The sequence below is a fragment of the Streptomyces sp. NC-S4 genome, from assembly GCF_054353315.1.
In genome coordinates this window covers 7,567,643-7,581,287 of sequence record NZ_CM135937.1, presented here as the reverse complement: position 1 = coordinate 7,581,287, position 13,645 = coordinate 7,567,643, and the positions used below count along the sequence as shown (strand labels likewise).

Below are 13,645 nucleotides of genomic sequence, written 5' to 3'. Positions count from 1 at the left end.
TGACATGGCGACCCTCCCGAAGGCTCCATGCCCCTCCTGCTCCGTTCCGCACGCCCTGCTGCCCACCAAACGAATCGGGTACGGATCGGTCAAGGACCACAAGATCGAGCCCCGGGCACTGGTGTTATGTCCGGGCAGCATGGTTCACGTCGCTTACGCCGAAGCACGAGCGTGGCAGCTCGAGTTCGAGCGCGCACAGCAGGAGGCAGCGGCGCCCGCCGCGGTGGAAGAAATGCTCTTCGAGGGATGAGGATCGGAGAGCCGCACCCATGCAACGCATCGCAGTAACAACGAGGGGCCCGCGAAAGTCACCAGACTCCAACCTCCCGCTGGCATTGCAGCGCCTTCTCGCCCCAAACGACGGCGGCTGCCGTGAGTGACCTGCAGGCGTCGGTGAATGGCGATGCCCAACCTGAGCGTCGGGTTGCCGGGGCGGTTGTGGTTTACGAGGGTCGAGTGCTGCTCGTACGGCGACGAGTTGCAGAGGGCCAGCTCTCGTGGCAGTTCCCGGCGGGCAAAGTCGAACCGGGCGAGTCCTGCGAGGAAGCCGCCGTCCGCGAGACGAAGGAGGAGGCTGGCCTGGAGGTGGTCGCTGTTGCTCCGCTGGGCGAGCGGGTCCATCCAATCACTGGTCGGCAAGTGTCGTACACGGCCTGCGAAGTGGTCGGCGGGACCGCACATGTGGTGGACGCCGATGAAGTCGCCGAGGTCGCGTGGGTGCCTCTGTCGCAGATCCAGCGGTACATCCCGTACGGACTCTTCCAGCCGGTCCAGCGATACCTGGACGTCGCCCTTCGATCTTGATCACGGCTACCAGGGGAGAATGCCTCGGCGCCCCCGCAGCTGCTAGCCCGCGGGTGTGGCGCCTCTCGTTGCGGCCCACATACCGGTCGGGTGCCAGGCTCCGTGGACGCGGGCACCTGATTCCTCACCCCCACTCGAGCGTCCAGTCGCCTGAAAGCCACAGGGCTCTGGCACGCAACCGCGTTCCGTCAGAACCTGGCGAAGGGAACTGGACACGCGAGGGCCTTGTCACTTGTGAACAAGACCCGCCACGCACGCTTCATCGACGAATCACGCACCCCGGCCGGATCCGAAGTCACGATCGTAGGAGCCGGCGGCGCGGCGGCGGCCACCCCCGCAGTTCGCGGGCAAGAAGACTCGACCAACCAGCGGGCAGATCTAACTACCAGTCAGTAAAGTCAGCAAAAGGTCAGCATTCGTCCGACCAAACCTGGTTACAGCCTGCTACAGATGAGACTCGCCCGTGAGCCCCGAAGGCTCTCGCGCCCCATCCGGCGACCTCCCCTGCGAAACCAAAATCGGAGGGCCGGGCCCGAGCACGACACCCAGCCCTCGTTCACGCAAACCAGCAGGTCAGCGCACCCTTCCCCTGGGCTTCAGGTACGTCGGCGGGAGCTCCGGGGACGGAATCGGAGGGCCGTCGTAGCCCTTCACCTCACCGAATCGGGACCCGTTCATCCAGTCCTCGCGGGCCTGCGCGATATCATCGTGTGACCGTCCGATCCAGTTCCAGAACGTAACACGAGATATCCGTCTTCGTGCAGGTCAGGAACGTGGTGGACCCTCCGGCGTCAGCAAAAGGTCAGCATTGGCGCCCGAGGAGTCCCGCACCGCATGGCAACGAAGTCGCTCGCCCACGGCATGGGCACCTTCTACAAGGACTGCGAGCACCCACAGTCCCGCTGGTCGAAGTGCCCCCACGAGTACAAGATCCGCTACCGAAGCGCCACGGGGAAGCAGACGGAAGAGGCCGGCTTCTCCACCCAGGAGAAGGCGATCGCCCGCCTCACCACGGTCTACCAGGAGAAGAAGGCAGCTCCCCAGAGCCAGAGCAAGGCCGAGCGCATCCAGAAGTACGGCGCGATGCAGTTCCGCGAGTACACCGCGGAATGGAAGGCCGGCCAGCGCGACCTCGCCGAGTCCTCCCTCAGAACCCTGGAAACCCTCCTCGAGCACCACATCCTCCCTACGCTCGGCAGTCGCCGGATGAGTACCTTCGACCACAAGGTCGTCGACGGCTTCATCCGCACCATGGAGCGCAACGGCACCGGCCTCGCCACCCAGTCCAACGCCTTCGACAAGGTGAAGTCGGTCCTCCTGGACGCCTACCGCCTCGGCATTTACACGGAGAACCCCGTCCTGGGTGTCAAGCCCCCTCAGTACGACCCCGAGCGCGCGGTGATCCCCTCCCCCGCCCAGCTCCGCGACATACGCACCGCCGGTGACGACCGGTTCCTCCTGATCGCCGACCTGATGAGCGGCTGCGGCATGCGCAACGGCGAGGCCTTCGCCGTCAACATCAACAACCTCGTCGCGAGCGACGTCTACCGCATCACCGAGCAGGTCAACCAGACCACGAAGACCTACGGCCGTCTCAAGCACCGCAAGCCCACCGACTACCGCGACGTCCCCCTCCCGGCCCGAGTCCGCGAGACGATCGAGTGGTACGCCGACAAACACGGCACGGTCGACGGCTACCTCCTCCGCCACCCCATGGACCCCACGAGGCCGTTCCTGGCCTACTACCTCCAGAACCAGTGGCAGCGCATCAAGCGCGCCGGCGAAGTCGACGTCCCCGACGGCATGGTGATCTACAGCCTCCGCCACTTCTTCGCCTCGAACTGCCTCACCAACGGCATCCCCATCACCGACGTCGCCGAATGGATGGGCCACAAGAGCCTCGACATCACCTTCAAGATCTACCGCCACCTCATGCCCGGCTCCATCGGCAAAGCCGCCAAGATCCTCGACATCGGCCTGGCGGCGTGAAGTTCGCCCCTTGCCTGGACAGCGCTACAGATAACTTGCCGGTAGGAGCGGCGGGTTAGGGTTCGAGGGTCCGAGGGCGGCAAGACTGCAGGGGTGCGCGGGTGTTCATCGAGGTCAGTGACGTCTCCACGGCTCCGTCCGACGAGGGTCCGGCGGGCCTCATCCTCACCCCTGTCAACACGCACGATCGCGGCTATCGCACCACCTACGAACTGCACGTCCGTGAGCACGACAACTGGCTTCCCCTGCGGCTCGGCACCGTCAAGATCGGCAGCACGCACCAGCAGCCCGGGAACCGCGCCCTTCGCCCCGGCCAGTACTCGGCGCTGGACGACGAAAGCCGACCCCACCAATGGTTCTCGGTGGGCCAAGACGACACCTACTACGACAACATCGCCCGGCTCGGCACCGAACGACGCGCCTCCATCCTGAGTGCCCTGTCCGACATCGCATTCAGCCGCGAGGCCTTCGCAGTGGCGATGGAGCACGAAGTCACCCTAATCTCCCTGCTCCGCCACATCTCCGAGAGCACGGTGGTCATCCAGTTCAGACGAATCGCGGCCGGCGGCGATCGTCTGCTTGGCTACCACTTCGCCTACACTCCGCCCGCCGAGCAGGCGCACGGAGGCTCGACTCTCGACTTCAAAGCCGATCCTGATTCCACGCCCCCGAGCAATGTGCACGTCCTGATCGGACGCAACGGCGTCGGAAAGACAACCCTGCTTAGGCGAATCACCCGCGCAGCGGTCCGCCTCGGCTCCACGGAGGCCGACGGCACCTTCGCCTTCTGCGACCCCCCGGCTGGCGTGCCCATGGGGATGCCGATGAACGTCGTCTCCGTCTGCTTCAGCGCTTTCGACCCCTTCTCCGGCTTCTCGGACGTGAGCCCTGAGGGGAACCTCACCTTCGAGTACGTGGGCCTGCACATCGAGGCAGGCAACCACACCGAGCGAAAGTCGCACGAGGATCTGGCCGCCGAGTTCACCGGCAGTCTGGCAGTCATCCAGGCAACCGGCAGAACGCAACGCTGGGCCAGCGCAGTCGACGCCCTGATGACCGACCCGGCATTCGCCGCGGGCAGCGTTCCCGAGCTCGTCGACTACATGAGCAGCACTGAGCCGGACGACTTCTCCCACGAAGCCCCTCACCGCGTGTTCTCGGAACTGAGTTCCGGCCACGCGATCGTGCTGCTCACCCTCACCCGTCTCGTGGAACTCGTCGTCGAACAGACCCTGGTCCTCCTCGATGAACCTGAGAGCCACCTCCACCCGCCGCTGCTCTCCGCCTTCGTCAGGACGCTCTCGCAGCTCCTCGCCGACCGCAACGGCATCGCCATCGTCGCCACGCACTCCCCCGTCGTGCTGCAGGAGGTCCCCCGCTCCTGCGTCTGGAAACTCAGCCGGTGGGGCGGCCGAGCCGAGCGACCCCTGGCTCTTCCCCACCGGGGCCGCCTGCCAGGGCCCCGACCTCGCCCGCATCCCGCCCACGGACGGCGTGCGCCACTGCACCCGCATCAACAGGCCCGCCGTGCACACCATCTACCCACCTGTCGCCGAGGCGTACTTCCTGGCCGTCGACCGGCTGTCCCCCGCCGGTGCCCGGCACAAGCCGCTCCAGATCGGCGCCGCCCTGATCTCCCTCGGCGTCACGGGCGCGCTGCTCCTGATCCTGCGGCGGCGCGGCGAGAACCTCCGCAAGGCCGCGTACTGGGCCTGGTGCCCGGCCGTTCCACTGGAGGCGGTCAACAACGCGCACGTGGACGTGCTGGGCGTGCTCCTCGCGGTCGCCGGACTCGGCCTCGTCGCGTCCCGGGCCCTGCCCCGGCGGGCAGCGGGCGGCGTGCTGATCGGCGCCGCCATCGCCACGAAGCTGATGCCTGCCGTCGTCCTCCCCGGCGCGCTGTCCGGGGTCCGGCGCGTCCGTGACGCGGCTGCGGTACTGCTGCCGGCGGCAGCCTTCACCCTGCTCTCCTACGTCCCGTACGTCCAGCTCTCGCACGGCTCGGTCCTCGGCTACCTCGGCGGCTACGTCGAGGAGGAGGGCTACGACGACCCCTCGTCCGGGTCCCGCTACTCGCTCCTGCGCCTGGTCCTGCCCGACACCTGGGCGTTCCCGGTGCTGCTCGTCATCATCGCGGCAGTGTCGCTGTACGTGATGTGGCGCGGGAATCCGCGGCGCCCCTGGAGCGGCGCCCTCCTGGTCACCGGCTGGTCCTTCCTCCTCCTCACCCCGGGCTACTCCTGGTACGCCCTCCTCCTGATCGCCCTCGTCGCCCTGGACGGACGCTGGGAATGGCTCGGCATCCCCCTCGCGGGGGCCGCCGTCTACGTACTCGCCCCGACGCTCCACTTCCATCCGGCGCTGAGCAACATCGCGTACGGAGCCGCAGCAGCCCTCGTCCTCGTGATGAGCCTGGTACGACGCGGAGCCGCCGCTGAGGTCTCCGACCCGGCCACGCCATCACAGCACTGACGAGCCATCACCCGGAGCATCCGGTCGTCCGGGTGAACAGCGGTGCCTGCCTTCGTCGGCTTGCCGGCACCGCCAAGCCGACGCCCTGTTCGCGTGGTCTAGGGTCCTCCCATGAAGGTCGACGTGCTGACCGAGACCGTGATCGCCGCCCCGTGCGAGCGCGTCGCTGCCTACGCCGCCGACCCCACCCACGCACCCGAGTGGTACGCCAACATCACGTCCGTGCGATGGCACACCCCACCACCGGTGGCGGTCGGTTCCCGGGTCGCATTCGTCGCCCGCTTCCTCGGCAGGCGCCTGGCTTACACGTACGAGGTCACCGACTACGAGCCCGGCAGCCGACTGGTCATGCGCACGGCCGAGGGCCCGTTCCCCATGGAAACCACGTACACCTGGGAGCCGTACGGCGAGGGGGCGGTCCAGACCCGCATGACACTGCGTAATCGCGGCGAGCCAGGGGGATTCGCGTCCGTGGGCGCCGCCGTGATGGCGGCAGCGATGCGCCGCGCGCAGAAGAAGGATCTGGCGGCGCTCAAGGCGCTCATCGAGCGCTGAGCGGGGATGTCACTTGGGCGGGAGCGTATCGGCGAAAGCGACCGCCACAGTGATCCACTGTTCCAGGACCGCGTCCTCCGCCAGAGGGGGCCCGCTCACGGTCACCCAGCCACGCATCGGGCGACCGGTGAAGTCCATCGGGCGGGCCTCAGGGCGGGCAAGAGCCTGCTCCGTCCGATCCGGGCCCACTCGGGCGATCAGCTCGTCCCCCACCACACCCGCCGTCATGTTGCCGTGCAGCAGGAAGCTGAGACCGCCGAACATCCGCTTCTCGGTGAGGTCGGGCCGCTCGCCGATCCGCTCCCGGATCCGCTGCGCCAGCCCTTCGTCGTACGTCACAGACGAGATTGTCCCGCGTCACTCCAGGCAGAGCACGCCCAGCCGTTTCTCGCAGCGTGCGTCACCGGCGGCAGTCTCCGGCCCCGGTTCCAGTCCCGTGGAGCCCAGCACGATCGCGGTTGCTGCGGCGAGCGGTCGTGGAAGACGAATCTGCCACGGAGCGAGGTGCAGCCGAGGCTGGTTCCACGCCGCCTCGGCACAGCGAGCGTCGTCGGGCAACGCGCCGCCACCGCTCCGTGACCCAGGTCACATGCGACTTCTGTCAGGAATCGGGGAGCTGTTCCGCTCAAGTCACCGAGACCAAGCGGACCGACCGACAGGAGCAGCACATGAAGCACCGCATCGTCGTCCTCGGCGCCGGCTACGCCGGGGCCTACGCGGCCGGAACCCTGGCCCGCCGGCTGTCCCCCGCGGACACCCAGATCACCGTGGTCAACGCCGAGCCGGACTTCGTCCAGCGGCTGCGGCTGCACCAGCTCGCGGCCGGGCAGGAGATCGAGGCCCCGCAGCTCGCCGACGTCTTCGCGGGCACGGGGATACGGCTCCGCCTGGCCCGTGTCACCGACGTCGACCCCGAGCGCCGGGTCGTCGCCGTGGCCGACTCCGACGGCGGCGGCGAGCTCGGCTACGACACGCTGGTCTACGCGCTCGGCAGCCGCGGCGCCGACCACGACGTGCCCGGCGTGGCCGAGCACGCCTTCGACGTCGCCGCCCGGCCCTCCGCGCTTCGCCTGCGCGAGCGCTTGGACGGCCTGGGCGGAGGCAGGAAAGTCCTGGTCGTCGGCGACGGACTGACCGGCATCGAGACCGCCACCGAGATCACCGAATCCCGGCCCGGCCTGTCGGTGACGCTCATCGCCCGCGGAGAGCTGGGCGCCCCGCTCTCGGCCGGCGCCCGCGGCCACCTGCGCCGGGCCTGCGACCGGCTGGGCATCACCGTCCTGGAGCACACCCACGTCGAAGCCGTCGAAGCCGCACGGGTGCTGTGCGCCGACGGCACCGTGCTGGCGTCCGACGCGACCGTGTGGACGGCCGGCTTCGCGGTCGCCCCGATCGCCGCCACGAGCGGGCTGGAGGTCACCGGCAACGGTCGGATCGTCGTCGACCGCACCATGCGGTCGGTCTCGCACCCCAACGTCTACGGCGTCGGCGACAGCGCCTACGCCATCGGCGACAACAGTCTCCCGCTGCCGATGTCCTGCGCCTCGGCCGGCTACACCGGCCGGCAGGCCGTGGACGCGATCGTGGGGCACCTGACCGGCCGCGAGATCGCGAACACCAAGCTGGAGTACGTGGGCAACCACATCAGCCTCGGACGGCAGGACGGGATCCTCCAGATGGTCGACGGCGAAGCAGAGGCGAAGCCGAAGTACCTGGGCGGCCGGAAGGCCGCGCGGATCAAGGAGGGCATCCTGAAGATGTCGCTGTGGGCCACCTCCCACCCGACCTTCGGCCTGCCCAGGCGCAAGCACCGCCTGGCCGCCGCGCCGAACGTGCCCGCCGAGAGGTCGGCCGCGTAGCCGCCGCGGACAACCCGTCACCGGTCGGTCAAGGCCGACGGCGGATCTCGCGCATATGCCCTCGCTCCCTGCCCCCCGCCGGACACATTGATGTCCGGCCTCGGAACCCTGGCGCCGGGCCGGACGACCGCCGACCTGCGAGGCCTGACCGGCATCCGGGCACAGCCGCTGCCGACCCGGAGTGGGCCACCGGCCCGAGTCCCCATCACCACGCAAGGAACAGCTCTCCGTCCGAGGAGGACGCATGCCCACTCCGGCCCCACGAGCAAACGGGACCCTGCCGTCGTCCTGGCCAACGGTGGCCGGGACGGTCGTCCTGCTCACCGTGCTCGTCAGTGTGCTGCTCACCGCCTTCGCCTGGCCGTCGGTGCGGTCGCACGTGCACGACGTGCCGATCGCCGTCGCCGGGCCACCCATCGCGGTCAAACAGGTCAGCACGGCCCTCGACCAGCGTCTGCCAGGCGGCTTCACGATCACCGAGGTCACCGATACCACAGCCGCCGAACGGCTGATCCGTGACCGTGAGGTGTACGGGGCGATAGACGTCAGCTCCGGCGCCCCGCAGGTCATCACCGCCTCGGCCGCCGGCGCAGCCGTCGCCCAAACCCTGCAGGGCGTCGCAGCCGGTCTCGGTCAGGCGCAGGGCGCCGGCAAGACCCCTCCCCTCCGCGACCTCGTCGCCCTGCCGGCCGACGACCCGCGCGGCGCCGGGCTGGCCGCCGCAGCCCTGCCCCTGGTCATGGGCGGTCTCCTCTCCGCACTGCTCCTGACCAGACTCGTCCAAGGCACCGCCCGCCGGATCGCGGGGGCACTCGCCTTCGCGATCAGCGGAGGCCTGGCCGTGGCAGCGATCCTGCAGTTCTGGCTCGGCTCGCTGGCCGGTTCCTACCTGGCCAACACCGGCGCGACAGCCCTGGCCATCGCCGCCACTTCCCTGACCGTCATCGGGCTGCAGTCGCTGCTCCGGTACGCCGGTTTCGGCCTCGGAGCCGTCACCATGATGCTCATCGGCAACCCCCTGTCAGGCACTTCGACCGCACCCGAGATGCTGCCCGGCTGGTCCGGCACGCTCGGCCGGCTGATGCCTCCGGGGGCGGGTGGCCAGTTGCTGCGCTCCACGGCCTTCTTCGACGGTCGCGGCTCCACCCACTCCGTCCTCGTGCTCATGACCTGGCTCGGATTCGGTGTCGCGCTCTGTCTGGCCCGCGGACTGCCCGAGCGTACGCGCCGCCGGGCCGCCGTACCGGATGCGTCAAACGAGAACGCGCTCGCGCAGGCGCGTAGTTGAAACCTAGGGTGATCCGCGTGGACAGCACCATCGATCGCTTCGACACCAGTCGGTTCGAGGCCAGCCGCAACCGGCTGGCCGCGCTCGCCTACCGACTCCTCGGCTCCGCCAACGACGCCGAAGACGCCGTGCAGGACACGTTCCTGCACTGGCAAGCCGCCGACCGGCAGCAGATCAAGGTGCCGGAAGCATGGCTGACCAAGGTCGCCACCAACCTGTGCCTCGACCGGCTCCGCTCGGCACAAGCGCGCCGCGAACGCACCGCCGGGGCCTGGCTGCCCGAACCACTCCTCGACGGCGACCCGATGCTCGGCCCGGCCGACACCTTCGAACAGCGCGAATCGGTCTCCCTGGCCGTGCTCACCCTCATGGAGCGCCTGTCACCCCACGAGCGGGCCGTCTACGTCCTGCGCGAAGCGTTCGCCTACAGCCACGCAGAGATCGCCGAGATCCTCGACATCACCGAGTCCGCGAGCCAGCAGCACCTCCACCGCGCCAGACAGCGCATCACCGCCGCGCGCCGCGGCGGCAGCGAAGTCGACCCGGCGGCCGCCCGCAGGATCATCGAGGAATTCCTCGCAGCCGCTGCCTCAGGCCGGACCGAACGCCTCGTAGCCCTGCTCACCAGCGACGCGACCGCGATCTCCGACGGCGCTGGCGGTACGGCCAAGACACTGCTGCGGTACGACACCCCGCAGCGCATCGCAGCCATCGTCAGGGCCGGCCTCACACCCACACCCGCGAAACGGCGGCTTGCCGGCGGCACACCGGCCCTCCACTACGCGGTCGTCAACGGCGCTCCCGCACTCCTCTTCGTGGTCGGCGACCGGATCGCCGGTTCCGTGACGTTCGACGTCACGGGCGGCAGGATCGCAACCGTGCGCGGCATCGCCGCCCCCACCCGCCTCGTCCGCCTCACCGAAGCCTGGCGGCAGCACGAACCCGACACGCCGCTCATCTCCGAGTGGTGACCAGACACCAGCGCGGCCGGGCATGACGGCGGCCCCGCCGGGGCGCAGACCGACCGCCGCCGGAAATCACGCCGTGGCGATCCGCATCGGGCCTGGAGCAGATCGCGCCTCCCAACTCAGCCGCTGGAGGTACGACCCCAGGGGCGGGCACCAGTCGGACCAAGATCTGGACCCTTTCCGGACCAACCTCCGCCAGAAGGCCGCGCCAGCTGCCGTTTTGCCTGGTCAGCACGGGCGTGACTGCTGTACCACCAGGAGACGAAGAACGTTTATTGCAGCTATTCCCCGAAGGCGGTTGGGTTCTTCCAGAGCGCCAAGTCCAGCTCCCGGAAGGGACACCGCCCTCCAGCAGCCAGTTCCGAAGCGTCACCCATTGACACGGAGGCATCACGCTAGGCGCAGAAGGGGGTCGCTCCGTCACGGCTCCCGGACCAGTCACGGACCAGGCTCCCACCCGAGCATCAGAGCAAGCTGGGCCCCACCCGTGGGGACGGGGTGAAAGGCGATGCCCCCGAGGCATTTGGCGATGCCACCGACGTGGACTCGATGCGCAGAACCGGCGCAGCGCGGTGGGTGGGTGTGAGTGCGGGCTTCGAGCGATCGCCGTTGTCGGGGCGGCGACTTTGGGCGTCTCGTTCCAAGGACGTGGACCGTGACCTCCCGCGCCGTGCCGAGCCGGTGCGCGGCGCCACTCCGCGTTCCGGTGGAGGTGCGTCTTGCGCGTTCTTCGCATTCCACACCCGTGGCATCCACGCCAGGTCTTCCCAGCAGTCGGGGGCGGTCACGGATGCCGCTCCGGCGCCCGAGACGCCCCAGCCACCCTGGACACACCTCGAAAGCGACGGGCCGGCCGACCTCTGAAGGGCCTCACCCACTCTGCATGGCGCGGAAGCTGCGGAGGGCATGCCGATGTCGACGAGTGGGCCGCCTCGGCTAACCGGGCATAGTGTTTTCATGTGGGTGATATCCGGTGGAATTCTCACCTTTCAGGCCGTCGGCATGGCCGACTGTGGACGCTGACTCGGAGATGCCGAGGGACAGCGCTCCGCCACATCGCGAGGACAGGAGCCCTCTTGGACCGTGGCAGGGGCGGTGGGCTTGCGGAAGGTCGCGGGGCGGTTGGCGAGAGCCACACAACCGACAAGCCGGGCGTCAGGCACCGGCCCAGGCCTGTGCGGCGCGCGGAGCGGAGGTGGCGGAGGGTGGGCGCCACTTCGCGTACACGGCCACGCCGGTCGCCGTGAGGACCGGGTAGAGATCATGCAGTCGTCGTTCCGCAGTCCAGGACTCGGCGCCGGTATGGAGCAGGTGGAAGCTCTCATGGCCGACGTCATGCGCGAGACCGGCGCGTCGGCCGGCCTGCTCTACCTGCTGCCGCCCGGGGAACGGCTGCTGTGGCTCACTCTGCTGTCCGGCGTGTCCCGGCAGATCGCCGCGCCGTGGTCCCGAGCCTCGCTGGACTCCTCGACCCCGGTCACGGACGCCATGCGTCAACGGTGTCCGATCTGGCTGGACAGCGGAGAAGAGGTGGCCCGCCGCTACCCGCAGCTGGGCCTCGTCCTGCCGTACGACTTCGCGCTGGCCGCGGCTCCCTTCATCAGCGGCACCCGGGCGTGGGGCGGCCTTGCGCTGCTGTGGCCCGTCGGACACCCTTCGCACCTGAGCACGCAGCAGCGTGAGGCCGTCGTCGCCTGCTGCCGGCGAACGGCACTTCTTCTGGAGCAGGCTGCCGCCCAGGGCGACCCGCTGCTTCCTCCCGGGGAGGCCCGCTACCTGCCGGCATCACCCGAGGACTCGGACCCCGAACAAGCCATGGCGGCGCTCGGTTTCACCGAACGCCTTCCCATGGGCTGCTGCGCACTGGACCTCGAAGGCCGGCTCACCTTCATCAACTCCGCAGGCGCCGAACTCGTGGGCGCCGATGCCGCCTCGCTCACGGGCCGTCGGCCCTGGGAAGCACTGCCATGGCTGCACGCACCGGTCAGCGAGGAAAGCTACCGAGCCGCGGTGCTCACCCGCCGGCCCACCTCGTTCACCGCCGCGCGCTCCCCGGACCAGCCACTCCTCTTCCAGCTCTACCCCGACGACAGTGGCATCAGCGTCCACATCACACCCGCCCCGCTACGGACGGCCTCCTCACAGGCCCCTCCGTCCGATGAATCAGTCGGCGCCCTGGGGCTGTACCACCTGACCCACCTCGCAGCCGCCCTCGCCGAGGCCGCCAGCGTCCAAGACGTGACCGGCGTCGTCGCCGACCAGGTCGTGCCCGCCTTCGGTCCTCAGGGCATGGTCCTCATGATTGCCGGCGAAGGCCGCCTGCACATCATCGGCCACCGCGGCTACAGCACCGATTTCATCAACCGCTTCGACGGTACTCCCCTGACCTCCCGTACCCCGACCGCGCACGCGAGGGCCACGGGCGACGCCGTCTTCTTCCCCAGCTTCGCCGACTTCCGGCGCGCCTACCCCGACGCACCCCGCTACGCCTCCAGGAACGCCTGGGCCTTCCTGCCCCTCACCGCCTCCGGCCACAGCATCGGCTCCCTCGTCCTCTCCTACGACCAGCCCCGCCCCTTCCCAGCGGCCGAACGTGCTCTCCTCGCCTCCGTCGCCGGACTGATCGCCCAGGCCCTGGACCGCGCCCGCCTCTACGACGCCCAGCACACCCTCGCCCACACCCTCCAGACCGGCCTGCTTCCCCCCACCCTGCCCCGCGTCCCCGGCCTTGACGTCGCCGCCCGCTACCAGTCCGCCGGCCACGGCACCGACATCGGCGGCGACTTCTACGACCTCATCCACACGCCCACCGCCACTACAGCGGCGATCGGTGACGTCCAGGGCCACAACACCGCCGCCGCCGCCCTCATGGGACAGGTCCGCACCGCCGTCCACGCCCACGCCACCGCCGGCACCTCCCCAGGCGACCTCCTCGCCCGCACCAACCGACTCCTGACGGACCTCGACGCCGGACTGTTCACCAGCTGCCTGATCGCCCAGCTCGACCTCGCCCACCACCGCGCCCGTTTCGCCACCGCCGGACACCCCCCACCCCTGCTCCGCCACCCCGACGGCCGGACCGAACTCCTGAGCCTGAACCCCGGCCTCCTCCTGGGCATCGACCCCGACGCCGACTACCCCACCACCGACATCACACTTCCGCCCGGCTCCGTACTCCTCATGTACACCGACGGACTCGTGGAAGTCCCCGGCACCGACATCGACGACACCACCAACGCCCTCGCCCGACACCTCGCGGAAACCCGCACCCAGAACCTCGACCACCTCGCCGAGAACCTCATCCGCTACACCGAACACTCCACCCGGCAGCACGACGACATCGCCCTCCTGCTCACCCGCCCCCACCCCACCGGCGACTCCCGTCACCGCACCGCCCCGCCCGACATCGAAACAAGCAGAAACGCGGCACCGCCCAGAAGGTGACCCCCGGAAGCGAATCGGAACAGCCAGCGCACCAGGATTCACGTCGAGGGCAGGTGCCGAGCCGGTCCTCGAAGAACCATGAGAACCTTCTGCTCCGAGCGAGGCGACGGCCATCCATGTCGACGCCTACGGACGGGCAGACCGGTCTCGCCGACAACGATGCCGACGGATCTCAATCGGACGCCCCTCGGCCGGGGTCCGTGACCTATCCGAACCGTTCACGCACAAGGCGTGACGACCGTTGCGCACAGCAGTCACGCGACACG

General features: G+C 69.3%; 10 protein-coding genes and 2 pseudogenes. 10 read left to right on the top strand and 2 right to left on the bottom strand.

The features are described from left to right. Positions 1-4 precede the first annotated feature (4 nt). Positions 5-250 (top strand): hypothetical protein, encoded by a 246-nt coding sequence (locus tag ACXNSR_RS33925; RefSeq protein WP_404239383.1) that lies wholly within the window; start codon positions 5-7, stop codon positions 248-250. 122 nt (positions 251-372) lie between these two features. Beyond that, entirely contained in the window at positions 373-804 is a 432-nt protein-coding gene (locus tag ACXNSR_RS33920; protein WP_458639160.1) for an NUDIX hydrolase, read from the top strand. A 573-nt stretch (positions 805-1,377) separates the two neighbouring features. Here the strand turns inward: ACXNSR_RS33920 and ACXNSR_RS33915 are convergent. Next, positions 1,378-1,545: pseudogene (locus ACXNSR_RS33915) on the bottom strand (pirin family protein); the annotation flags it as partial. Between the two features lie 120 nt (positions 1,546-1,665). On the opposite strand from ACXNSR_RS33915, the gene ACXNSR_RS33910 reads away from it, so the two are divergent. The 4 genes and pseudogenes from ACXNSR_RS33910 (at position 1,666) to ACXNSR_RS33895 (ending at position 5,820) form a co-directional block, all read left to right on the top strand. Next, complete coding sequence (locus tag ACXNSR_RS33910) at positions 1,666-2,793, top strand: tyrosine-type recombinase/integrase (RefSeq protein ID WP_458643467.1); 1,128 nt, start codon at positions 1,666-1,668, stop codon at positions 2,791-2,793. A gap of 479 nt (positions 2,794-3,272) precedes the next feature. Further along, positions 3,273-4,097: pseudogene (locus tag ACXNSR_RS33905) on the top strand (AAA family ATPase); the annotation flags it as partial. Between the two features lie 223 nt (positions 4,098-4,320). Further along, positions 4,321-5,265 carry a glycosyltransferase 87 family protein gene (locus ACXNSR_RS33900; RefSeq protein ID WP_458639159.1) on the top strand — a complete coding sequence of 315 codons (945 nt, stop codon included), beginning with the start codon at positions 4,321-4,323 and terminating at the stop codon, positions 5,263-5,265. Positions 5,266-5,376: 111 nt separating this feature from the next. Then, positions 5,377-5,820: an SRPBCC family protein gene (locus ACXNSR_RS33895; RefSeq protein ID WP_458639158.1), complete on the top strand. Its 444-nt coding sequence runs from the start codon at positions 5,377-5,379 to the stop codon at positions 5,818-5,820. 9 nt (positions 5,821-5,829) lie between these two features. On the opposite strand, the gene ACXNSR_RS33890 is transcribed toward ACXNSR_RS33895, so the two are convergent. Beyond that, positions 5,830-6,159 carry a TfoX/Sxy family protein gene (locus ACXNSR_RS33890; protein ID WP_458639157.1) on the bottom strand — a complete coding sequence of 110 codons (330 nt, stop codon included), beginning with the start codon at positions 6,157-6,159 and terminating at the stop codon, positions 5,830-5,832. Between the two features lie 329 nt (positions 6,160-6,488). Here ACXNSR_RS33890 and ACXNSR_RS33885 point away from each other — a divergent pair, with 329 nt between their 5' ends. The 4 genes from ACXNSR_RS33885 to ACXNSR_RS33870 all read left to right on the top strand — a co-directional run bounded on the left by ACXNSR_RS33885 (position 6,489) and on the right by ACXNSR_RS33870 (position 13,379). Next, positions 6,489-7,679, top strand: coding sequence for an NAD(P)/FAD-dependent oxidoreductase (locus ACXNSR_RS33885; protein ID WP_458639156.1), 1,191 nt, complete (start codon positions 6,489-6,491; stop codon positions 7,677-7,679). A 244-nt stretch (positions 7,680-7,923) separates the two neighbouring features. Further along, positions 7,924-8,967 carry a hypothetical protein gene (locus ACXNSR_RS33880; RefSeq protein ID WP_458639155.1) on the top strand — a complete coding sequence of 348 codons (1,044 nt, stop codon included), beginning with the start codon at positions 7,924-7,926 and terminating at the stop codon, positions 8,965-8,967. 17 nt (positions 8,968-8,984) lie between these two features. Further along, positions 8,985-9,938, top strand: coding sequence for a sigma-70 family RNA polymerase sigma factor (locus ACXNSR_RS33875; RefSeq protein WP_458639154.1), 954 nt, complete (start codon positions 8,985-8,987; stop codon positions 9,936-9,938). A gap of 1,260 nt (positions 9,939-11,198) precedes the next feature. Continuing rightward, on the top strand, positions 11,199-13,379 hold the full coding sequence (locus ACXNSR_RS33870; RefSeq protein WP_458639153.1) for a SpoIIE family protein phosphatase: 2,181 nt from the start codon (positions 11,199-11,201) through the stop codon (positions 13,377-13,379). Positions 13,380-13,645 lie beyond the last annotated feature (266 nt).